We start from the raw sequence: 20464 nt of genomic DNA on the forward strand, positions 1-20464 counted from the left end.
GCTGATTCAGCCCTGCTTAAAACACAAGGTGCTAACACCTATTTTGCCGTAAAGGTACGATAAACTAACCAGAATCAGAAATGGTTTGGATCCTTAAACAGCCACTTAAATAACGAAGCATCGGTAATTGCCGATGCGGGATAAATGTGAACATAAAGGAGAATGAGCAAAGTTGACAATGTTCCAAGACATGGGCATTAGCCCCGCAACATTAAAAGCTGTAAAGAATATGGGTTTCGAGGAAGCAACTCCAATTCAAGCAGAGACGATTCCAATCAGCCTTCAGAATAAAGACGTGATTGGCCAGGCGCAGACAGGTACTGGTAAGACTGCTGCTTTCGGTATTCCTCTAGTGGAAAAAATCAAGAAGGAAAATCATAATATCCAGGGAATCATCATCGCGCCAACTCGTGAATTGGCAATCCAGGTTTCCGAGGAATTATACAAAATCGGTGCTGGCAAGAGAGTGGGCGTTCTTGCAATCTACGGTGGCCAGGATATCAACCGCCAGATCCGCGCATTGAAAAAAGGACCTCACATCATCGTCGGAACGCCAGGACGACTTCTTGACCACATTAACAGAAAGACAATCCGTCTTGACAGTGTTGAAACAGTCATCCTTGACGAAGCAGATGAAATGCTGAACATGGGATTCATCGAAGATATCGAATCAATCCTTGCGAAAATCCCTAGCGAACGCCAGACACTATTGTTCTCGGCAACAATGCCAGGACCAATCCGCAAGATCGCTGAGCGCTTTATGAAGGACCCGGAAGTTGTTCGTGTAAAAGCGAAGGAAATGACAGTTCCTTTGATCGAGCAATACTATGTTGAAGTACAGGAAAAGAACAAGTTTGATGTTCTTACACGACTTCTTGATATCCAATCTCCGGAATTGGCAATCATCTTCGGCCGTACGAAGCGCCGTGTTGATGAGCTCGCTGAAGCATTGAACCTGCGCGGTTACACTGCTGAAGGAATCCACGGAGACCTAACGCAGGCGAAGCGTATGTCAGTTCTTAGAAAGTTCAAGGAAGGTTCAATCGACGTGCTTGTTGCGACAGATGTTGCAGCTCGTGGACTTGATATTTCCGGTGTAACTCATGTGTATAACTTCGATATCCCACAAGACCCTGAAAGCTATGTACACCGTATCGGACGTACTGGCCGTGCAGGTAAAGAGGGTATGGCGATTACGTTTGTCACACAGAGAGAGACTTCTTACCTTCATGTAGTGGAAAAAACGACTAAACGCCGCATGGAAAAAATGACTGCTCCAACCTTGGACCAAGCGCTTGAAGGCCAGCAAAGAGCAGTTGTTGACAAGATTACACAAACAATTGAGTCAAACAACCTTCAATACTACCGCCAGGCTGCAGATGAGCTATTAAAAAATCATGATGCTCAAACAGTCGTTGCTTCCGTATTGAAAATGCTGACTAAAGAGCCTGATACAACTCCTGTTAAGCTTACTGAGGAAAAGCCTCTTCCAAACAGAAGAGACAAAAAGCCTCAAGGAGACCGCAGAAGGTATGATAACAGAGGCGGCGATGGACGCAATAAAAAGCCTTATAAGCCACGCTCTGGCACTAAACGCACAGGCGGCGGCGGCAGCAGAGAAGGCGGCAGCTACAAATCAAGATCATCACGCTAAAATAAACATCAAAACCCCGGTTTTTAACTAAACCGGGGTTTTTTATGTGCTTCTTTCAATTGAATGACCAAATAAATGAATCCCAACTTGAAATTTTATCTATCCAACCAGTTATTTCATAACCACTGATTGGATATAGACAACATCTATAGATAATTCAACCACATTTCAAGGTTATCCGACCACATTTCAGAATAATTCGACCACCTTTTAGGATAATTCGACCAAATTCCAGAATAATCCGACCACATTTCAAGATAATTCGACCAAATTCCGCAATATATCGACCAACCTCATATAAGCATTAATTTTACCAGTCTCCATCCCTCGAACCTGGGCATACTACCAATAAAAACGGGGGTGGCTGTAATGACGATTGTCAGGCTTGGCTATGTGGCAATGAGCGAGGAACTGAAGAATGCCTCGCCTTCACAGACGATGACATTCAAGCAATTCCAGGGAATCAAAGACAGGGACGCGGCCATCAATAAGCTGGAAAGAATCGCGATATCCAATCTTGAAAACTGCCTGCGTCTTTTAAGGCACAGCAAAGCAAACGAGATTCACTTTTTCCGGCTTAGCTCGAGGCTGATTCCCCTTGCCAACCATGAAGAGCTTTCGGACTGGAAGTTTATGCGCGCGTTAAAAGAACCGTTAAAGGGTATAGCGGATTTTTTACAAGAAAATCCGATGCGTGTTGATTTTCACCCGGACCATTTTGTCCTGCTGAATACACTGAAAACCGAGACACTGAACAATTCAATCAAGACCCTTTCGATGCATCATGCATTATTGAAGGGGATGGAGATCGACCCTGAGCATAGATGTGTCCTCCATGTCGGAGGCGTTTATGAAAATCGGGAAAAAGCGCTTGAGCAATTCATCCATAATTGGGGACTCGTTTCAACAAGGCTGCAGAACATGATCATCCTAGAAAATGATGATACATCGTTCACGCTGCACGATACGCTCTACCTTTGTGAGAAGCTTGGAATTCCGCTTGTTTTCGATTATCATCATCACTTGGCCCATCATGAAAACATAAATTGGCAAGAGCAATGGGATCGGATTGTCGGGACATGGGAGCACTCAAAGCTGTCAGTGAAAATGCATATTTCAAGTCCTCGTTCGGAAAAAGAGTTCCGGGCGCACGCTGATTATGTAGATGCTGAAATGTTCATGGATTTTCTTAATGGAATAAAAGGATCTGTCCCCGAAATCCACTGTATGATCGAAGCGAAAAAGAAAGATCTCGCTCTGTTCAAGCTAGCTGAGGATTTAAAGCAAATGCCGGAAATTGAGACCATTGACGGCAGCAGCTTCATATTAAAATAAATAGGGATATTTCTTTTCCTCCCAATTTAGTGCCATACTCATGTGATGTTATTGTATACTTAGGAAGGTGCTATTAATTGGAAAAATGGGAGGTAACCTTATGACGATTTCTGAGCCGCAAAAGCGGATTTCCGAGAAGGCATTGACTGTCTGGAAAATTTCCGCTAGCCTTTATTCCCTGGTGGTTTGGGCATTAGCGGGCGGTCTGATCGCCATTACGATATTATTTGATTTTCCTGACTGGATTATTTTCGCAGCCATTGCTGTGGCTGCTGTATATAGCTATTTATTTATCATATTATTGCCGACCTTGCGCTGGAAACGCTGGCGCTATGAAGTAAGAGAGCAGGAAATTGAGCTTCAATACGGAGTATTCATCATAAAAAGGACGCTCATTCCGATGATCCGTGTCCAGCATGTTGATACACAGCAAGGGCCTTTGCTGCGAAAATACCAATTATCCACTGTGACAGTATCGACAGCTGCGACCATCCATGAAATACCTGCGCTTGATATGGAGGAAGCCGAGAATTTGAGGATATCCATATCAAGACTTGCAAGGGTGGCGGATGAAGATGTCTGATCCTAAAAGATTGCATCCGATTGCTGCTGTCGTCAATGCGCTTCGCCAGCTGAAGGAAATGATTATCCCTTTCCTGATCTTCGTTGTTTTCGGGAGCAGGGGAACGGATTGGGACCTGTTTTACTTCTTTGGCTCGATTGGAGTTGTTCTGCTGGTTTTAGTATACGGGGTGTTGGCTTGGTACAGGTTTACATATCGCATTGAGCAAGGCGAACTGCGAATTGAATACGGACTGATCGTCAGGAAAAAGCGATATATTCCGTTCGACCGGATCCAAAGCCTTGATTTGTCAGAAGGAATTTTACAGAGGCTGTTCGGCCTTGTGAAGGTGAAGGTAGAGACGGCTGGCTCCGGCGGGATGGGCCTCCAGGATGGAGAGGCAGTCCTTACGGCGATTACGAAGCAGGATGCACAAGAAATCCATGACTATCTGGTCTCCATCAAAAAGTCGGGACAAAGCGTGCAAGGGGATGAAGAGACTGAATCATCGGATGACCTTTTATATAAAATATCTGTTTCAGAACTATTGATGCTTGCGACTACATCAGGCGGAGTCGGTGTGGTCATTTCCGCGGTGCTTGCGTTCGTATTCCAATTTGAAGAGTTCATTCCTTATGAACAGATTTTTGATGGAGTCGAGCACTTTGTCCAAAATGGTTTTGTTTTTATCAGTGTTGTGGTTTTTCTTGGATTCCTGCTTGCGTGGATCATCGCACTGTTTGGCACGATGCTGAAATACGCTAATTTTACCGTAAGAAAAGTGGATAATGATCTAGTCATTACACGTGGATTGCTGGAAAAGCGCCAGTTTACGATTCCGCTTAGTAGAATCCAGGCTGTCCGCATCAGCGAGAACCTCATCAGGCAGCCGCTAGGCTATGCTTCGGCATATGTAGAAAGTGCGGGAGGCTCGGCACTTGACCAGGAAAGCTCGAAGGTCCTCATCCTGCCAATCGTGAAAAAAAGAAAAATCCCCGGCCTGCTCAAACCGCATTTGAGTGAGTACCACTTCCGGGTAAATATTTCGCCTGCACCTGGGCGGGCATACAGCAGATATTTATTGAAAGGCTGGCTATTTACGCTGCCAATCATCATAGCGGCAATCTGGCTTTTGAGACCATGGGGCTATGGCGCACTGCTCCTGCTGGTGTTATCGGCTTTATGGTCATACCTGAATTATAAGGATGCAGGCTGGAGCCTCGATCAGGGGATGCTGACCTTCCGATACCGCAATATTGTCAAGAACACAGTATATATGAGGAAAAATAAAGTCCAGTCCTTCAGCGTCAAAGAAAGCTTTTTTCAGCGGAAAAAGAAACTGGCAACCGTCGAGGCAATTGTCAAGTCCGGGCATGGCGGTGCTGGAGGCAAAGTTATTGACCTTGAGAAAGAGCATGTCGACATGATGTACCATTGGTACTCACATGAAACCGCTGAATAAGAAAAGCGCAAGTGCCTTGGTCAGCCCCGACAAGCGACTCGAGGGGCTAGGAGCTGGAGCTGTGCATTTTTCGAAGTGAAATTCACTCCTGTCCCCAAAAAAAAGCGCCCCCTAGGCGCTTTTTTACAATCGTATTATCTTCTATAAGTTGCGGCACCGGTCAGGAAGCCTGCGACCATACCAAAAATATGTGCGGTAATATTGATGTTCGACTGGACGAATGTCATGATCACGGCAATGATGGCGATGGTCATGATCGTCTGAGAGTTTTCACGGGACATCATGGCTTTTCGGAACATAATAATAGATATATAGAAACCGAACAGGCCGAAGATTGCTCCGCTTGAGCCAACATGTGTGTATGTCAGCGGCTCGAGGATCAGTGTAGCGATGTTTGCGGCGATTCCTGTAACAAGATACACTAGGATGAATTTTGTTTTGCCAAGCAGCTGCTCGAGTGCTGGGCCGAACAAGACGAGTGAAAAGCTGTTGAACAGCATATGCGCAAAACCCGCATGCATGAAAATCGGAGTCACTAGCCGCCAGTAGTCGCCATTGACAATGTACAGGTTCACTCCGGCCAGGAGCTCGAATACATATCTGCCAGGGAAAAATGGTAATGCCGTCATTAAGTATAATAAGATATGGATGGTAATAATGATTGAAATAACCGGGTAAAGCCTAATGAAGTCACGCAAGCTTTCAGTTCTAGTAAACATGGAAACCTCCTGGGTCCTCATTATTTTGAGGCTTGGATATTTGTGAATTAGGTAAGAGTCCTAATTTACAGGATAGCCCTAAACGGCGAAAGTTGTACACTATTTTCTATGCGGCATTCATCTTTTTTAGAAGGGAGCTGGAAAAATGATTATCGGAACGGGAATTGATATCGTGGAAATTGGCCGGATCCGCAAGCTGGTGGAATCACAGCCGCGTTTTCCGGAGCGAGTTTTAACGGAAAAAGAAATAGAAGTTTTCAAACAATATAATGAGCGGAGAGGAATTGAATTCCTTGCAGGTCGCTGGGCGGCGAAGGAGGCTTTTTCAAAGGCGAAAGGGACTGGCATCGGAAAAGAATTGTCCTTCATGGATATTGAAGTCGAAACAGATCCGCACGGCCGACCAATCGTCACAAAGCCTTTTATGGAGGGAGTTCACCTCTCTATTTCCCACAGTGAGCAATATGCAATTGCGCAGGTGGTAATCGAAAAAATTTAAATGCTTGTCGGGTCCCGGGGGCATATTCGCCCAGGTTGTCTCATATATTCATAATGCAGTAAGGGAGACAAGGCTAGGGCGGCGAGAACATGGCTGCACGAAGACCACTCAAGCAATTTTGCAGCCGGTGTCTTATTCCTGTCCTTTCTTTCCCTTTACACGTTTAAATGAGACTAAAAGGGGTTGGAAGAATGAAGAAAAGGTTATTGCTGCTTCTCGCCGGGCTCATGGTTATTTTTGCTCTGGCTGCCTGCGGTACAAAATCACAGGAATCTGTGGTTAAAGAGTTGGATGGAACGCTCGAAGATCTGAAGAGTTACAAGGCTAAGGCAAAGATGACATTGCAAATGGGTACAGAGCCGCAAGTGTACGATGTGGAGATTTGGCATAAAGATCCATCATTTTACCGTGTGAACCTAAAGAATGCCCAGAAGGACCAAAGCCAGATGATCCTCAGGAATGATGAAGGAGTTTTTGTTCTGACGCCTGCCCTTAACAAAAGCTTCAAATTCCAGAGTGACTGGCCAAAAAACAGCAGCCAGGCGTACCTTTACGAATCTTTAATCATGGATATTCTCGAGGATAAGCAAGCGAAATTCTCGGCGACCAAGGAGCATTACGTGTTCGAAACAAAAACAAGATACCAGAACAACAAGATGCTGCCAATCCAGGAAATCAAGCTGAACAAGAAGAACCTGGCGCCGGTCAGTGTGAAGGTGATGGATCCTGACCGCAATGCTCTCGTGACGGTTGAATTCTCCGACGTGAAATTCGACGCAAGCTTTGACAAAGATGCGTTTGATATGAAGAAAAACATGACAGGTGCACAGCTTGAGGTGCCGGTAATGGCAGATGTGGAAGACCAGGAATTTACCGTGAAATATCCAGTCGCAGAAATCCCTGGCGTGACATTGATTGATGAAAAGGAAATCACGACAGAGAACGGAAAGCGCGTGGTGCTCACGTATGACGGCGAAAAATCATTCACGCTGATCCAGGAAAAAGCAGACGCAATGCCTGCAATGTCATCTGCGATCAACATGACTGGAAAGCCTGTCGACCTAGGATTCACAATCGGTGCCATGAACGAAACTTCTGTTTCGTGGACCCACCTCGGAGTCGATTATATGCTGGCTTCAACAGACCTATCACCAGAAGAACTGGAAATGGTAGCAAAATCGGTCCTGGCCGATATGGAAAAATAAGATTCTGAAAGCAGGCTCAGCGAAACCTGGGCCTGTTTTTTTATTGAGTTGAAACAAATTAGACTTTAAGGACAGCAGAAGGTTAATGACGGACACAAAACAGTGAAACCACCAAACTCCTGTCCATCATCAAAGTCATGTCGGAAAGGAATCGGAGATACCACTAAATTCCTGTGCGTTTTCACACTCAAATTCACCAATTATGGCCCTTGGTTGTCCTCCTCAATTCCACGCAAATATTATCCATTTGACATTGAGTTCTTTCGGTTTGATAATAAAACAATATAAATAATGTTCGGATTGAAGGAAGTGGAGTTTTCGTTGGAGGAGCAAGGATTTTTTTACCGTGATACATGGGCAGAAGTTGATCTGGATCGAGTAAAAAAGAATGTAAAAGAGATCAAGGGTCATCTGCCTGAGGATGTTGAGTTTATTGCAGTTGTGAAAGCCAATGCCTATGGACACGGGGATTCGCAAGTTGCCGAGGCGGCCTTGGAAGCGGGAGCATCTATGCTTGCGGTTGCGTTCATGGATGAAGCACTCGCGTTAAGGAAAAAGGGGATTACGGCTCCTATTCTCGTGCTCGGTGCAAGCAGACCCGAAGATGTGAACATCGCTGCTGAAGAAGGGATTATTCTGACTGTTTTCCAGAAAGAATGGCTGGCAAAAGCGCAGGATGTATTGAAAAAGGATTCCACCCTTATGCTTCATATAAAAATAGATACCGGAATGGGCCGAATCGGGATTCGGTCAGTAGAGGAATTGAAGGCAGTAGAAAGATTAATTGAAGAAGATGCGAGATTGCAGCTTCACGGAATCTACACCCACTACGCGACAGCAGATGAACTGGATGATGCGTATTTTAACAAGCAGCTCGCCTTATTCAGGGAAATGCTGAGTTCAATGGAAAAGCAGCCGCCGGTCGTCCACAGCAGCAATAGTGCCGCAGCCCTCATGCACGCAGATGCACAGTTCAATGCTGTAAGAGTAGGGATCGCAATGTACGGACTTGCTCCATCAATGGAGATTGCACCTGAGTTACCGGTTGATTTGCAAGAGGCATTCACGCTTCACTCGAGTCTCGTGCATGTGAAGAAGCTGGAAAAAGGGGAAAAGGTCAGCTACGGCGCAACATATGAAGCGCCTGAAGAAATTTGGGTAGGGACGCTTCCGATTGGGTATGCTGATGGATGGATACGCAGATTACAGGGCCAGGAAGTGCTGGTCGATGGCAAAAGATCCCCGATCATAGGACGGATTTGCATGGACCAATGCATGGTAAGGCTTCCGAATGAAGTCTCAGTCGGGACAATTGCTACGTTGATTGGCAGCCAGGGAGAAGAGACAATCTCCATCAATGAGATTGCAAGCAAGCTAGAAACAATCAACTACGAAGTCCCATGTATCATCTCATCAAGAGTTCCAAGGTTGTACAGGCAGGATGGCAAAGTAGTCGATTTAAACAATTCGCTGTTATAGGCTGTTGTCGCTTGGAATGTTGCTTTTCGAACATGTACTTGCGTCCGCATTTTTAAAGGGATGGGGCTCCTTTCGAGGAGACTACTGAACTAGAATTGCATGGGTTACTCGTAAAAGCCAGGTGCCGGTTGTTACTTTCGTTGTGAAAGTAACAAAAATTTACGAAAAGGGCCTTGTTATAAAACACATCCAATAATTAACAAACCTGTTCAATCCCGCTAAAACCATGCATAAAATATTAATTTTTTGGCGGATAATACAGAAGAATTGCTGATTTACCTTTGCATCTGGCATAAATAGTGATAATATTAGTAATGGTAGAGAGATAACGAACTTAATAATGGTATGTAGTGATGATGGTGGAGGTGTATGTTTGTGTCTGAATCCAGCGCAACAACTGAGATTTTGGTAAAGTTACCGCAGCATCTTTTAAGTGAACTAGATGGATTTGTTAAGCAAGAGAACGTAAACCGCAGCGAATTTATTTATCAGGCAACAAAAATGTTTTTGCGTGAGAAGAAAAAGAGACAAATTCGTGAATCCATGAGACGTGGCTATATGGAAATGGCCAAAATTAATCTGACCATTGCATCTGAAGCATTTCAAGCAGAATACGAGGCAGAACACACAGTTGAACGTCTAGTCAGCGGAGGATAATCCTTTGATTGTCAAACGTGGTGACGTCTATTTTGCGGACCTATCCCCAGTTGTTGGTTCGGAGCAAGGCGGAGTTCGCCCTGTCCTGGTCATCCAAAACGACATCGGGAATCGGTTTAGTCCCACAGTCATTATCGCAGCGATCACAGCACAGATCCAAAAAGCCAAGCTTCCCACTCATGTAGAAATTGATGCGAAGCGGTACGGTTTTGAACGAGACTCGGTTATCTTGTTGGAGCAAATACGCACAATTGACAAACAGCGCCTAACAGATAAAATTACCCATCTCGATGACGAAATGATGGAAAAAGTGGATGAAGCCCTTCAGGTAAGTTTAGGTCTTATTGAATTCTGATGAACAGCACGCTCTTTAAAAGAGCGTTTTTTTGTAACCGAACACAAGGCCTGCCAACAGGCCTTATACATAACTATAAAATAAAAAACGGATGTTTTCCTGTGTGAGAGGCAAGCTTAGCGGCTTGTCTCTTTTTTAGTTGGCGGGAAGTTTGTGCTGATTACAGAAGTTAAAGAGGACAGACAGTCAGAAGAAAGGCGTGGGTTTGGCAGGAAAAGCGGAAAAGCTGTCAAGAACAACTCGAAATTAAGACAGGTTTGACCGGAAGAGCGGAAAAACTGTCAAGAAAAGCTCAGAATTAAGACAGGATTGGCGGTGAAAGCGGAAAAGCTGTCAAGAAAAGCTCGGAATTAAGACATGTTTGGCGGTGAAAGCGGAGAAGCTGTCAAGAAAAGCTCGGAATTAAGACAGGTTTGGCCGGGGAAGCGGAGAAGCTGTCAAGAAAAGCTCGGAATTAAGACGGGTTTGGCGGTGAAAGCGGAAAAGCTGTCAAGAAAAGCTCGGAATTAAGACAGGATTGGCGGTGAAAGCGGAAAAGCTGTCAAGAAAAGCTCGGAATTAAGACGGGTTTGGCGGTGAAAGCGGAAAAGCTGTCAAGAAAAGCTAAAGATTAAGACAGGTTTGACAGGAAAAGCGGAGAAGCTGTCAAGAAAAGCTCAGAATTAAGACAGGTTTGACAGGAAAGGGCAGAAAAGCTGTCAAAAGTAAGCTCAAGTTCGGAAAGGTTTAAAGGGAAAACGAGGAAAGTTGTCAGAAGCAGGTCCCGGTTCGGACACTTTTGAAGTGGAAACGGAAATTGTCTGCAACCAGCCTGGTCCTCGAGCTGAACCATTCGACTCCGTCAAGAACCATTTCCCACTCAAGTGTTTTTCCCTCCATAAAATTGAATCCAAGAAAAAAGGAATAATAGACATATAAGTAATGCAATATCCGTTGAATCCTGTCGATAAGTTGATTTTATTTGACGAAAGGAAACTGTTATCATTAAATGGAGATATAAATAATCAGGCTTTTATGAATGTTTTTTTACAGTTTTAAGATTGGTTTACAAATGGCCGGAAAAGGGTAATGTAAAATTTTGTTGTGATAGAATGGGGAGGATGGAATGAATAGAACAATTTCAAATTATATCCAGGCTCATAAGCAGGAGATCCTGGACCAATGGATAGATAGGACAAAGGAAGAAGCAGATGACCGGGTGATCCGCCTTGTCTCGGATCGGGTTTTTCAATCTACGAGCAAGGAATTCATAGATCTGATCATCTCGAATTTTAAGGGATCGAACGAAGAGTATAATGAAAGGCTGACTGATTTTGCTGAAAAGGTCGTCAGGCTTGGCTGGCCGTTGACGTTCGTAACCAAGGGGCTTCATACCTTCAATCTGATTGTGTTTGAGGGCATGCAAAAGGAGGGAGTCGTTACTCCTGAAAATCAGATGGATATGGTTTATGAATTTGATCGCTGGTCGACACCGATGAACAATGAAATTGTCAGCGTATATTCATCCACGTGGGAAAGAACGGTTTCCCTTCAGAAAATTGCCTTGCAAGAGCTTTCGGCTCCACTCATCCCTGTATTTGAGGGAATCACCGTAATGCCATTAGTCGGTACGATTGATACTGAGCGTGCAAAGCAAATTATGGAGAACCTTCTTAAGGGTGCGGTGAAACACCGTTCCGAGGTCGTCTTGATTGATATTACAGGGGTACCTGTCGTAGATACGATGGTTGCTCACCATATCATCCAGGCAGCTGATGCCGTTAGGCTCATCGGTGCCAAGTGCATGCTTGTAGGGATTCGTCCTGAAATTGCGCAGACCATCGTGAATCTGGGCATTGACTTGAATCAGTTCACAACGAAGAATAACTTAAAAAAAGGAATCGAAGCAGCTCTTGAGCTGACAAATAAAAAAATCGTGTCATTGGAGGGAGCAAAGTGAGAATACCTATCCTAAAACTGGATGATTGTCTTTTAGTCTCCATTCAATGGGAGCTTGATGACCAGACTGCTCTTCAATTTCAAGAGGACTTGCTCCACAAGATTCATGAGACAAGTGCCAATGGAGTCGTCATTGATTTAACCTCCATCGACTTCATCGACTCATTTATCGCCAAGGTCCTTGGGGATGTTATCAATATGTCCAAGCTCATGGGTGCGATAGTGGTCATTACCGGAATCCAGCCTGCTGTTGCCATAACGCTAATTGAATTAGGTATCGGCCTTGATGATGTCCTAACTGCATTAGATTTAGAAAAAGGTTTGGAGAAATTACAACAGGAATTGGGGGAATAGCTGAATGGACATCCAATCCTGCGTTACGATCATTAACGAATGGGACATCGTCGCAGCGCGCCAGCTTGGACGGAATGTTGCGAAGGAGCTTGGTTTTGGAACAGTTGACCAGGCGCGAATCACCACCGCCATCAGTGAATTGGCCAGAAATATCTACTTGTACGCCGGCAAGGGGCAGATTTGCATCGATAAATTATATGACGGCGGTAAAGCGGGATTGCGAATCAACGCAGTGGACAGCGGCCCAGGTATAAAAGAAATACGCCAAGTCATGGAAGATGGCTTTTCAACATCAGGAGGACTAGGAGCAGGCCTTCCCGGAGTGAAGCGTCTTATGGATGAATTCGACATAGACTCAACTCCCGGACAAGGAACACAAATCAAAGCAACTAAATGGCTCCGTTAGGGGGAAAAAGTATGGATTTCCGAGAAATGATGGAATCAAAGTATCGGGATATTCTTGACAATTATATAAAAGAGCAATCAGAACAAGCATTGTATGCAGGGCAGAAGTTCAGCCGAAAGTCGATTGAACACAAAATCGCACCGGAGGAAATCATCAGCGTGCATAAAAGCTTGCTTCTTGAGATGTATCCCGAACTTCCGGAAGATATTATGCATTCCTTTGATATCCTCCTTGAGGTGATGATTGGCTATGGCATTGCTTATCGAGAGCACCAAAGCTTAAGACATCAGCAGGAGGAATTAAGGTCCGAAATGGAGATTGCCGCCAATGTTCAGCAAACCTTGCTCGGTACGAAAATCCCGGCTGTGCCTGGAATTGATATCGGGGCGATAAGTGTTCCAGCTAAACATATGAACGGTGATTACTTCCATTTTGTCCAGGATGAAAACAACAATATAAGTGTTGCGATTGCGGATGTAATCGGAAAAGGGATACCTGCAGCACTGTGTATGTCGATGATCAAATATGCGATGGACAGCCTGCCGGAAAACCGGCTTGATCCAAGCAGCATCCTGGAAAACCTGAATAGAGTCGTTGAGCAGAACGTTGACCCAAGCATGTTCATTACGATGTTCTACGGAATGTTCAATCCTTCCAACAATATCTTCTATTATTCATCCGCAGGGCATGAGCCTGGCTTCTATTACGATTCCAAAAAGAAGGAATTCTCGGAGTTGGTCGCTAGAGGCTTACTGCTAGGAGTGGACAAGCGGACGAAGTATACCCAGTATGAAAAAGAAATACTTCCTGGGGATATGGTGATCCTGATGTCTGACGGAGTAACAGAATGCAGGACAGAAGAAGGTTTCATCGAAAAGGAAACATTAATCGGGTATATAAATAAATATATTCACTTAAATGCTCAGGAAATTGTCAATAATATCTTTAGGGAACTTGAAAAACTTCAGCATTTCCAATTGCGAGATGATTTTACCTTAATCATTTTGAAAAGAGATGTTTAAACGGATTCAGAACCGGGTAAATCAAAAGAGCAATTGAATTGTAAAGGGTGGGTCATTTATGAATATTTCGATAGATGTTAAAGAAACAGAATCAAAGCTAGCGGTTAAAGTAAGCGGCGAAATTGATGCATATACAGCTCCACAGCTTCGTGAAAAGCTTTTCCCTTTGTCTGAAAAAGAGGGCGTAACGATGGTTGTCGACCTTTCAGAGGTCAATTATATGGATAGTACAGGGCTTGGAGTATTTGTAGGAGTATTTAAAAACGTCCGTGCGCATGACGGTGAATTTAAAATCGTAGGGGTGTCCGAACGTTTGCAGAGACTTTTCGAAATCACCGGCTTGGCCGATATTATCGATATAAACAGCCAGATTGAGGGTGGAGTGCAATGAACGAGTCATTTGACTATATTGAAATGAAAATCCCGGCTAAACCGGAATTCGTGGGTGTCATTCGTTTGACCCTCTCTGGTATTGCAAGCCGCATGGGTTTTTCATACGACGAAATTGAAGATTTAAAAATTGCTACCAGCGAAGCTTGTACCAACGCTGTACAGCACGCATATAAAAACAATGAGAACGGCGAAGTCATCATCGGTTTCGGATTGTATGAAGACAAGCTTGAAGTTATGGTTGCAGATAATGGCCAGAGCTTTGATTTCCATTCAGCGCGTCAGGGGCTTGGGCCTTATGACCAGAATAGTTCTGTGGAATTCCTTCGCGAAGGAGGCTTGGGACTGTATCTGATCGAAACCTTGATGGACGAGGTTCGTATTCATCACAAAGAGGGCGTCACGGTCTTTATGACCAAGTACCGAGAAGGAGAGCAGGTGGAGAGAGATGCAGAGACGATCTCAACCTAAGCAGAGGCCAAAAGAAGAGATTAATGAATTAATCAAAGCCTACCAGCAGCATGAGGATGCAGACGCCCAAAATGAGCTGGTTCTTCATTATCAAAACCTTGTCGAAACAATTGCCAGAAAGTATTCCAAAGGGAGATCATTCCACGAGGATATCTTCCAGGTTGGGATGATTGGTCTTTTAGGCGCAATCCGACGCTATGATGAAACATTTGGGAAAAGCTTTGAGGCATTTGCCGTGCCGACCATCATTGGAGAAATCAAAAGATTCTTAAGAGATAAAACGTGGAGCGTACACGTGCCGCGCAGGATAAAGGAGCTTGGTCCCAAAATCAAGACGACTGTCGAAGATTTGACCACCCAGCTGCACCGGTCTCCTCGAGTAGATGAAATCGCGGAAGCACTCCAGGTTTCTGAAGAAGAAGTATTGGAAGCTATGGAGATGGGGAAAAGCTACCAGGCGTTATCCGTTGACCATTCTATTGAAGCCGATTCTGACGGAGGAACAGTCACCCTGTTGGATATAGTCGGAAACATTGATGATGGCTATGAAAAAATCAATCAGAGAATGGTGCTCGAAAAAGTACTGCATGTATTGAACGAACGCGAAAAGTTAATTATCCAATATACCTATCTTGATAACCTCAGCCAAAAAGAGGCTGGTGACAAGCTTGGCATTTCACAGATGCATGTATCACGACTTCAAAGAAGGGCAATAAAAAAGCTCCAAGAAGCGATCCATGCGGAAAACAACAACTCGGAGTTCATTACATGATCCAACAGTTCAAAGACAAAATAGAACTTTATGCTTACCAGACAATCAAAGAAGGTAAAATAGAGTGCGGTGACAGTTATTATTATACAGCTACTGATGAGTATTTTGTCTGTGTACTTGCTGATGGATTAGGGTCAGGGCAATACGCCCACGAAGCTTCTGCGGCAGTCGTTTCAGTAGTAGAGCAACACCATCACGAAGACGTAGATACGCTCATGAAATACTGCAACAATATTTTGGTGCAAAAACGAGGGGCTGCTGTCTCGATCTTCAAAGTCTACTTCGAAACCCGCGAATTTGTATACAGCTGTGTCGGAAATATCCGCTTCTTCCTCTACGCCTCAAATGGCAAGCTGACATACCCTTTGCCAGTCACAGGCTATCTATCAGGGAAGCCGCAGGTATTTCACACTCAGAGATTCGTTTATGAGCCAGAATCAAAATTCCTGATTTACTCAGACGGTTTTGACAATATCCATGGCGCTAAAACGATATTGAAGGGGTATCGCTCAGTTGCTGCCATCGCAGAACAAATCAAAAACGAATATGCAAACTCAATGGATGATGCAACTTTTATTGTGGGAAGTCTACTTTAGCCGGTGGGCTTCTTTTTGTTTTATATAGAGGCTACTATCCATAAGGAATAGTTGGATTCCAGCTAAATGTATGACTATACTACATAAATCGCTGCATAACAGGAGAGCTGAAGTCTTATGCTCGCTGTAAACCTTCTGCTGATTTTGGTACACTATTAAAGTGACAAGTAATATCAATATAGATTATGGAGGATTGTCTCTTGACTCAAACAATGGATAAGCAAGATCAATATGTAAAAATCATTGCCAAAGAGCAATCGTTAACAGCTAAACAAGTGCAAAGTGTCATTTCATTAATTGATGAAGGTAACACTGTACCGTTCATAGCCCGTTACCGAAAGGAAATGACTGGTGCGCTTGACGAAGTGCAAATCCGCGACATCGTTGAAAGATGGCAATACATACAGAATTTAGAGCAGCGTAAAGAGGAAGTCATCAGGCTCATCGAAGAACAAGGAAAGCTGACTGACGAACTGAAGACGAACATTGAAAAAGCAATCAAGCTACAGGAAGTAGAAGACTTATACCGACCATACAAACAAAAAAGAAGAACGAAAGCGACTGTTGCAAAAGAGAAGGGCCTAGAGCCGCTTGCACAGTGGATGCTGGAGTTACCTGTAAACGGAAGTCTCGAAGAAAAAGCCAAGGAGTTTTTATCAGAAGAAAAAGGTGTCGAATCTATAGAAGATGCGATTGCCGGTGCGAAAGACATCATCGCGGAAGTTATTTCCGATGATGCAGACAGCCGCAAGTGGATTCGGAATGAAACCTACAAAACTGGCTCAATCGAATCTTCAGTGAAAAATGAAGAGCAGGATGAGAAGAATGTTTATGAGATGTATTATGAGTATTCCGAGCCAGTCAATAAAGTGGTGCCGCACCGGATTCTGGCGCTCAACCGTGGGGAAAAAGAAGACTTGTTAAGAGTTTCTATTAAACCAAAAACGGATATCATTATGAGCTACTTGCAGCGCAAGTGGATTTCTAAAAATCACTCTGTCACTGCCACAGCAGTAACGGAGGCTATCGAGGACGCATATAAGCGACTGATCCAGCCGTCAATCGAACGCGAAATCAGGAATGAACTGACAGAAAAAGCCGAAGAGCAAGCGATTCACATCTTCTCGGAAAACCTTAGAAAGCTGCTTTTGCAGCCGCCGTTAAAAGGGAAGGTCGTCCTGGGTGTTGACCCGGCATTCAGAACAGGGTGTAAGTTGGCCGCTGTAGATGAAACGGGGAAAGTCTTATCAATCGGTGTGATTTACCCACATACCTCCGGGACAAAAAATACTGAGGCGAAGGAAAAATTCATTAAAGTCCTGAAACACTATGACGTAGAAATGGTTGCAATCGGCAACGGAACTGCTTCCAGGGAAACAGAACAATTTGTGTCAGACATCCTGAAAGAGATGGATAAAGAGATTTACTATCTCATTGTCAATGAAGCAGGTGCGAGTGTTTATTCAGCATCCGATCTTGCCCGCGAAGAATTCCCTAATTTCCAGGTAGAAGAAAGAAGTGCAGTTTCGATTGCCCGCCGTTTGCAGGACCCGCTAGCTGAACTCGTTAAAATAGATCCGAAATCCGTCGGTGTCGGCCAGTACCAGCATGATGTCAGCCAGAAAAAACTATCTGATTCTCTGACATTCGTTGTTGAGACGGCAGTTAACCAGGTCGGTGTCAATGTAAATACAGCTTCTTCTTCATTATTACAGTACGTATCTGGCCTTTCTAAAACAGTAGCCAATAATATAGTTAAGAAACGTGAAGAAGAAGGGAAGTTCACTAGCAGGACCCAACTGAAAAAAATTCCGCGTCTCGGAGCCAAGACATATGAACAGGCAATTGGATTCCTGCGTGTCATCGATGGGAAGGAACCTCTTGACCGTACCGGCATCCACCCAGAAAGTTACGGTGAGGTAAAGCAACTTCTTGATAGCCTGGGATTCAAAACAAAGGACTTAGGAACTCCAGCATTAAAGGACGCGTTAGCTAAAATCAACATCGAACAGACTGCAGATGAATTAGGAATCGGGAAACTTACATTGAAAGATATCATCGATGCACTCGTAAGGCCTGAAAGGGATCCGCGTGACGAGCTTCCATCACCACTATTGAAAAAGGATGTATTGAAGCTTGAGGATCTGAAAAATGGAATGGAGCTTCAGGGTACTGTGCGGAACGTGGTTGACTTCGGCGCTTTCGTCGATATCGGTGTAAAGCAGGATGGACTTGTCCATATCTCAAAGCTAAGCAACCGGTTCGTTAAACACCCGCTGGATATCGTATCTGTTGGTGACGTAGTCACTGTCTGGGTGGATAGTGTCGACCAGAAAAAAGGCCGAGTCGCCTTGACGATGCTTAAGCCTGAGCAGGCATAATGAAAAAAGACTGCAGGAGTTCCTGCAGTCTTTATTCGTTCATACCTTGCTTATTTCTATAAAAGTACCAACACTGGTTTAAAAGTTTGATCTGATATCTATTTTTCTCATAGAAGGCTCGTTTCATTTGATTCTGAAACCAGACAGGCATAGAGCAATACCTCCTTAAGATAATGCGTTAAAAGGTAACATTAATATATGCTATAATGGGTTGTCATGTTTCTATAAAAGGCGGGCGTTTTACAGATGACTGATCAAGAATTGCACAATCTTGTAGTGATGATTTCCAATGAATACTTCCATAAGCCATTCAGGCATAAGGCGTTTTTCAATCCAAGGCTCCGGACAACTGGCGGGCGCTATATGCTGAGCAGCCACAACATTGAAATTAATAAAAAGTATTTTGAGCAGCTGGGTGAAGAAGAGCTCGTCGGGATCATTAAGCATGAACTATGCCATTACCATCTTCATATAGAAGGAAAAGGGTACAAGCATCGGGATAAAGATTTTAGAGACTTGTTAAAGAAGGTAGATGCCCCGAGATTTTGTTCTGCACTTCCAGAGAAAAAGAAAAGAAGGTCGAAACAGAAATTCGTTTTTTATCAGTGCAGCAGCTGTAAGTTGACTTATCGCCGCAAAAGATCTATAAATACCTCAAAATACGTGTGTGGAAAATGCCGAGGAAAGCTGGTGAAAGTAAAAGAAATGACTGTAGAATAAACTTTTGTAGGCATTTTATAAAGAAATAAAAAACTTATCAAAAACACCCTTGACTTTTACTAGGCACCTCCCTATAATAGTAAGAGTCGACAAGACAACGACATTAAAAATTTGCTTATTCCGCAGTAGCTCAGTGGTAGAGCACTCGGCTGTTAACCGAGCGGTCGTAGGTTCGAATCCTACCTGCGGAGCCATTAATTTTAGAGGTATGGGGAAGTACTCAAGAGGCTGAAGAGGCGCCCCTGCTAAGGGTGTAGGTCGCGTAAGCGGCGCGAGGGTTCAAATCCCTCCTTCTCCGCCAGAACCTTTTTAATATGGCCCCTTGGTCAAGCGGTTAAGACACCGCCCTTTCACGGCGGTAACACGGGTTCGAATCCCGTAGGGGTCACCATTTCAAAAAAACAAAACATCATCTTATTTGGTCCCGTGGTGTAGCGGTTAACATGCCTGCCTGTCACGCAGGAGATCGCCGGTTCGATCCCGGTCGGGACCGCCATTTTATTGGGCTATAGCCAAGCGGTAAGGCAACGGACTTTGACTCCGTCATGCGTTGGTTCGAATCCAGCTAGCCCAGCCATTTTTGAGCCATTAGCTCAGTCGGTAGAGCATCTGACTTTTAATCAGAGGGTCGAAGGTTCGAGTCCTTCATGGCTCACCAAGATTTTTTCGCGCTAGCGAAAATAATCATCCTTAATTTCGCAACAGCGAAATCGAAATTTTAATATGCGGGTGTGGCGGAATTGGCAGACGCACCAGACTTAGGATCTGGCGCCGCAAGGCGTGGGGGTTCGACTCCCTTCACCCGCACCATTAATTACCTGTTGATTAATGAACTTCAATCAGTTAATGTATAATCCTGTCATGTTATGCGGTCGTGGCGGAATGGCAGACGCGCTAGGTTGAGGGCCTAGTGGGGGCAACCCCGTGGAGGTTCAAGTCCTCTCGGCCGCACCAAAAAAGTTATTGACATCCAGTAACGGATGTGATAATATATAAAAGTTGCTATTGAAACTAAATGCGCCCGTAGCTCAATTGGATAGAGCGTCTGACTACGGATCAGAAGGTTATGGGTTCGACTCCTTTCGGGCGCGCCATTATTTTTCTCTAATAACGGGGAGTAGCTCAGCTTGGTAGAGCACTTGGTTTGGGACCAAGGGGTCGCAGGTTCGAATCCTGTCTTCCCGACCATTCAGCAACCAACTTTATATGCGGGTGTAGTTTACTGGTAAAACCTCAGCCTTCCAAGCTGATGTAGTGGGTTCGATTCCCATCACCCGCTCCAGTATGATTGTTCTTTGAAAACTAAACAAACAAGCGTCAACAAACAATAAATTATCATGTCTTCTATTTAATAGAAGAACATGAGCCAACGTTTTAACTTTATGAGCTAACTCATAACTCTTTCTTGGAGAGTTTGATCCTGGCTCAGGACGAACGCTGGCGGCGTGCCTAATACATGCAAGTCGAGCGGATCTTCATTAGCTTGC

At 44.3% G+C, this 20464-nt stretch carries 21 protein-coding genes, 11 tRNA genes and 1 rRNA gene; 31 read left to right on the forward strand and 2 right to left on the reverse strand.

What is annotated here, in order from left to right:
* Nucleotides 1–172: 172 nt before the first annotated feature.
* From DYI25_RS21750 to DYI25_RS21765, 4 genes are all read left to right on the forward strand, one after another.
* The gene (locus tag DYI25_RS21750; protein ID WP_274609550.1) at nt 173–1654 is read left to right on the forward strand and encodes a DEAD/DEAH box helicase; all 1482 of its coding nucleotides are present in this window, start codon (nt 173–175) and stop codon (nt 1652–1654) included.
* Between the two features lie 369 nt (nt 1655–2023).
* Complete coding sequence (gene uvsE, locus DYI25_RS21755) at nt 2024–2989, forward strand: UV DNA damage repair endonuclease UvsE (RefSeq protein WP_213372822.1); 966 nt, start codon at nt 2024–2026, stop codon at nt 2987–2989.
* Nucleotides 2990–3089: 100 nt separating this feature from the next.
* On the forward strand, nt 3090–3572 hold the full coding sequence (locus tag DYI25_RS21760; protein ID WP_213372824.1) for a PH domain-containing protein: 483 nt from the start codon (nt 3090–3092) through the stop codon (nt 3570–3572).
* Nucleotides 3565–5013 carry a PH domain-containing protein gene (locus DYI25_RS21765; protein WP_213372825.1) on the forward strand — a complete coding sequence of 483 codons (1449 nt, stop codon included), beginning with the start codon at nt 3565–3567 and terminating at the stop codon, nt 5011–5013. Before DYI25_RS21760 ends, DYI25_RS21765 begins: the two co-directional genes overlap by 8 nt.
* 134 nt (nt 5014–5147) lie before the next feature.
* On the opposite strand, the gene DYI25_RS21770 is transcribed toward DYI25_RS21765, so the two are convergent.
* Entirely contained in the window at nt 5148–5732 is a 585-nt protein-coding gene (locus tag DYI25_RS21770) for a rhomboid family intramembrane serine protease (RefSeq protein ID WP_213372826.1), read from the reverse strand.
* Between the two features lie 145 nt (nt 5733–5877).
* Here DYI25_RS21770 and acpS point away from each other — a divergent pair, with 145 nt between their 5' ends.
* From acpS to DYI25_RS21840, 14 genes are all read left to right on the forward strand, one after another.
* A complete protein-coding gene (acpS, locus tag DYI25_RS21775) occupies nt 5878–6231 on the forward strand; it encodes a holo-ACP synthase (protein WP_213372827.1) in 354 nt (117 codons plus the stop codon).
* A gap of 191 nt (nt 6232–6422) precedes the next feature.
* The gene (locus tag DYI25_RS21780) at nt 6423–7436 is read left to right on the forward strand and encodes a LolA family protein (protein ID WP_213372828.1); all 1014 of its coding nucleotides are present in this window, start codon (nt 6423–6425) and stop codon (nt 7434–7436) included.
* A 321-nt stretch (nt 7437–7757) separates the two neighbouring features.
* Nucleotides 7758–8915 (forward strand): alanine racemase, encoded by a 1158-nt coding sequence (gene alr, locus DYI25_RS21785; protein WP_425374547.1) that lies wholly within the window; start codon nt 7758–7760, stop codon nt 8913–8915.
* Between the two features lie 375 nt (nt 8916–9290).
* On the forward strand, nt 9291–9572 hold the full coding sequence (locus tag DYI25_RS21790) for a CopG family ribbon-helix-helix protein (RefSeq protein ID WP_031308192.1): 282 nt from the start codon (nt 9291–9293) through the stop codon (nt 9570–9572).
* 4 nt (nt 9573–9576) lie between these two features.
* On the forward strand, nt 9577–9927 hold the full coding sequence (gene ndoA, locus DYI25_RS21795) for a type II toxin-antitoxin system endoribonuclease NdoA (RefSeq protein ID WP_041967053.1): 351 nt from the start codon (nt 9577–9579) through the stop codon (nt 9925–9927).
* A 1105-nt stretch (nt 9928–11032) separates the two neighbouring features.
* On the forward strand, nt 11033–11866 hold the full coding sequence (locus DYI25_RS21800; RefSeq protein WP_213372830.1) for an RsbT co-antagonist protein RsbRA: 834 nt from the start codon (nt 11033–11035) through the stop codon (nt 11864–11866).
* Nucleotides 11863–12219, forward strand: coding sequence for an STAS domain-containing protein (locus DYI25_RS21805; RefSeq protein WP_041967776.1), 357 nt, complete (start codon nt 11863–11865; stop codon nt 12217–12219). The genes DYI25_RS21800 and DYI25_RS21805 overlap by 4 nt, the downstream gene beginning before the upstream one ends.
* Before the next feature lie 4 nt (nt 12220–12223).
* Nucleotides 12224–12625 (forward strand): anti-sigma regulatory factor, encoded by a 402-nt coding sequence (locus DYI25_RS21810; RefSeq protein WP_041967777.1) that lies wholly within the window; start codon nt 12224–12226, stop codon nt 12623–12625.
* A gap of 11 nt (nt 12626–12636) precedes the next feature.
* Nucleotides 12637–13647 carry a PP2C family protein-serine/threonine phosphatase gene (locus tag DYI25_RS21815; RefSeq protein ID WP_213372831.1) on the forward strand — a complete coding sequence of 337 codons (1011 nt, stop codon included), beginning with the start codon at nt 12637–12639 and terminating at the stop codon, nt 13645–13647.
* A 58-nt stretch (nt 13648–13705) separates the two neighbouring features.
* Nucleotides 13706–14038: an anti-sigma factor antagonist gene (locus DYI25_RS21820; RefSeq protein WP_213372833.1), complete on the forward strand. Its 333-nt coding sequence runs from the start codon at nt 13706–13708 to the stop codon at nt 14036–14038.
* Nucleotides 14035–14508, forward strand: a complete 474-nt coding sequence (rsbW, locus tag DYI25_RS21825) for an anti-sigma B factor RsbW (protein WP_213372835.1) — start codon at nt 14035–14037, stop codon at nt 14506–14508. The genes DYI25_RS21820 and rsbW overlap by 4 nt, the downstream gene beginning before the upstream one ends.
* Nucleotides 14486–15280, forward strand: a complete 795-nt coding sequence (gene sigB, locus DYI25_RS21830; protein WP_213372837.1) for an RNA polymerase sigma factor SigB — start codon at nt 14486–14488, stop codon at nt 15278–15280. Before rsbW ends, sigB begins: the two co-directional genes overlap by 23 nt.
* Nucleotides 15277–15876, forward strand: a complete 600-nt coding sequence (locus tag DYI25_RS21835; RefSeq protein ID WP_213372839.1) for a PP2C family serine/threonine-protein phosphatase — start codon at nt 15277–15279, stop codon at nt 15874–15876. The genes sigB and DYI25_RS21835 overlap by 4 nt, the downstream gene beginning before the upstream one ends.
* Before the next feature lie 212 nt (nt 15877–16088).
* Nucleotides 16089–18257: a Tex family protein gene (locus DYI25_RS21840; RefSeq protein ID WP_213372854.1), complete on the forward strand. Its 2169-nt coding sequence runs from the start codon at nt 16089–16091 to the stop codon at nt 18255–18257.
* A 31-nt stretch (nt 18258–18288) separates the two neighbouring features.
* On the opposite strand, the gene cmpA is transcribed toward DYI25_RS21840, so the two are convergent.
* Complete coding sequence (gene cmpA, locus DYI25_RS21845; RefSeq protein ID WP_213372841.1) at nt 18289–18408, reverse strand: cortex morphogenetic protein CmpA; 120 nt, start codon at nt 18406–18408, stop codon at nt 18289–18291.
* A 95-nt stretch (nt 18409–18503) separates the two neighbouring features.
* Between cmpA and DYI25_RS21850 the strand changes: the two genes are divergently transcribed.
* The 13 genes from DYI25_RS21850 to DYI25_RS21910 all read left to right on the forward strand — a co-directional run.
* Nucleotides 18504–18977, forward strand: a complete 474-nt coding sequence (locus tag DYI25_RS21850) for a SprT family protein (RefSeq protein WP_213372843.1) — start codon at nt 18504–18506, stop codon at nt 18975–18977.
* 119 nt (nt 18978–19096) lie between these two features.
* Nucleotides 19097–19171, forward strand: a tRNA-Asn gene (locus tag DYI25_RS21855).
* Nucleotides 19172–19187: 16 nt separating this feature from the next.
* Nucleotides 19188–19278: transfer RNA gene (locus DYI25_RS21860), tRNA-Ser, on the forward strand.
* 15 nt (nt 19279–19293) lie between these two features.
* Nucleotides 19294–19368, forward strand: a tRNA-Glu gene (locus tag DYI25_RS21865).
* A 29-nt stretch (nt 19369–19397) separates the two neighbouring features.
* Nucleotides 19398–19473 (forward strand) — tRNA-Asp (locus tag DYI25_RS21870).
* Nucleotides 19474–19479: 6 nt separating this feature from the next.
* A tRNA-Gln gene (locus DYI25_RS21875) sits at nt 19480–19554 on the forward strand.
* Between the two features lie 5 nt (nt 19555–19559).
* Nucleotides 19560–19635: transfer RNA gene (locus tag DYI25_RS21880), tRNA-Lys, on the forward strand.
* 67 nt (nt 19636–19702) lie between these two features.
* Nucleotides 19703–19787 (forward strand) — tRNA-Leu (locus DYI25_RS21885).
* A gap of 58 nt (nt 19788–19845) precedes the next feature.
* Nucleotides 19846–19931 (forward strand) — tRNA-Leu (locus DYI25_RS21890).
* Nucleotides 19932–19994: 63 nt separating this feature from the next.
* Nucleotides 19995–20071: transfer RNA gene (locus DYI25_RS21895), tRNA-Arg, on the forward strand.
* Between the two features lie 17 nt (nt 20072–20088).
* Nucleotides 20089–20165, forward strand: a tRNA-Pro gene (locus DYI25_RS21900).
* A 20-nt stretch (nt 20166–20185) separates the two neighbouring features.
* Nucleotides 20186–20259, forward strand: a tRNA-Gly gene (locus DYI25_RS21905).
* Nucleotides 20260–20379: 120 nt separating this feature from the next.
* A 16S ribosomal RNA gene (locus DYI25_RS21910) occupies nt 20380–20464 on the forward strand; the annotation flags it as partial.

This window comes from Mesobacillus boroniphilus (assembly GCF_018424685.1).
GTDB classification, from domain to species: Bacteria; Bacillota; Bacilli; order Bacillales; family Cytobacillaceae; genus Mesobacillus; species Mesobacillus boroniphilus_A.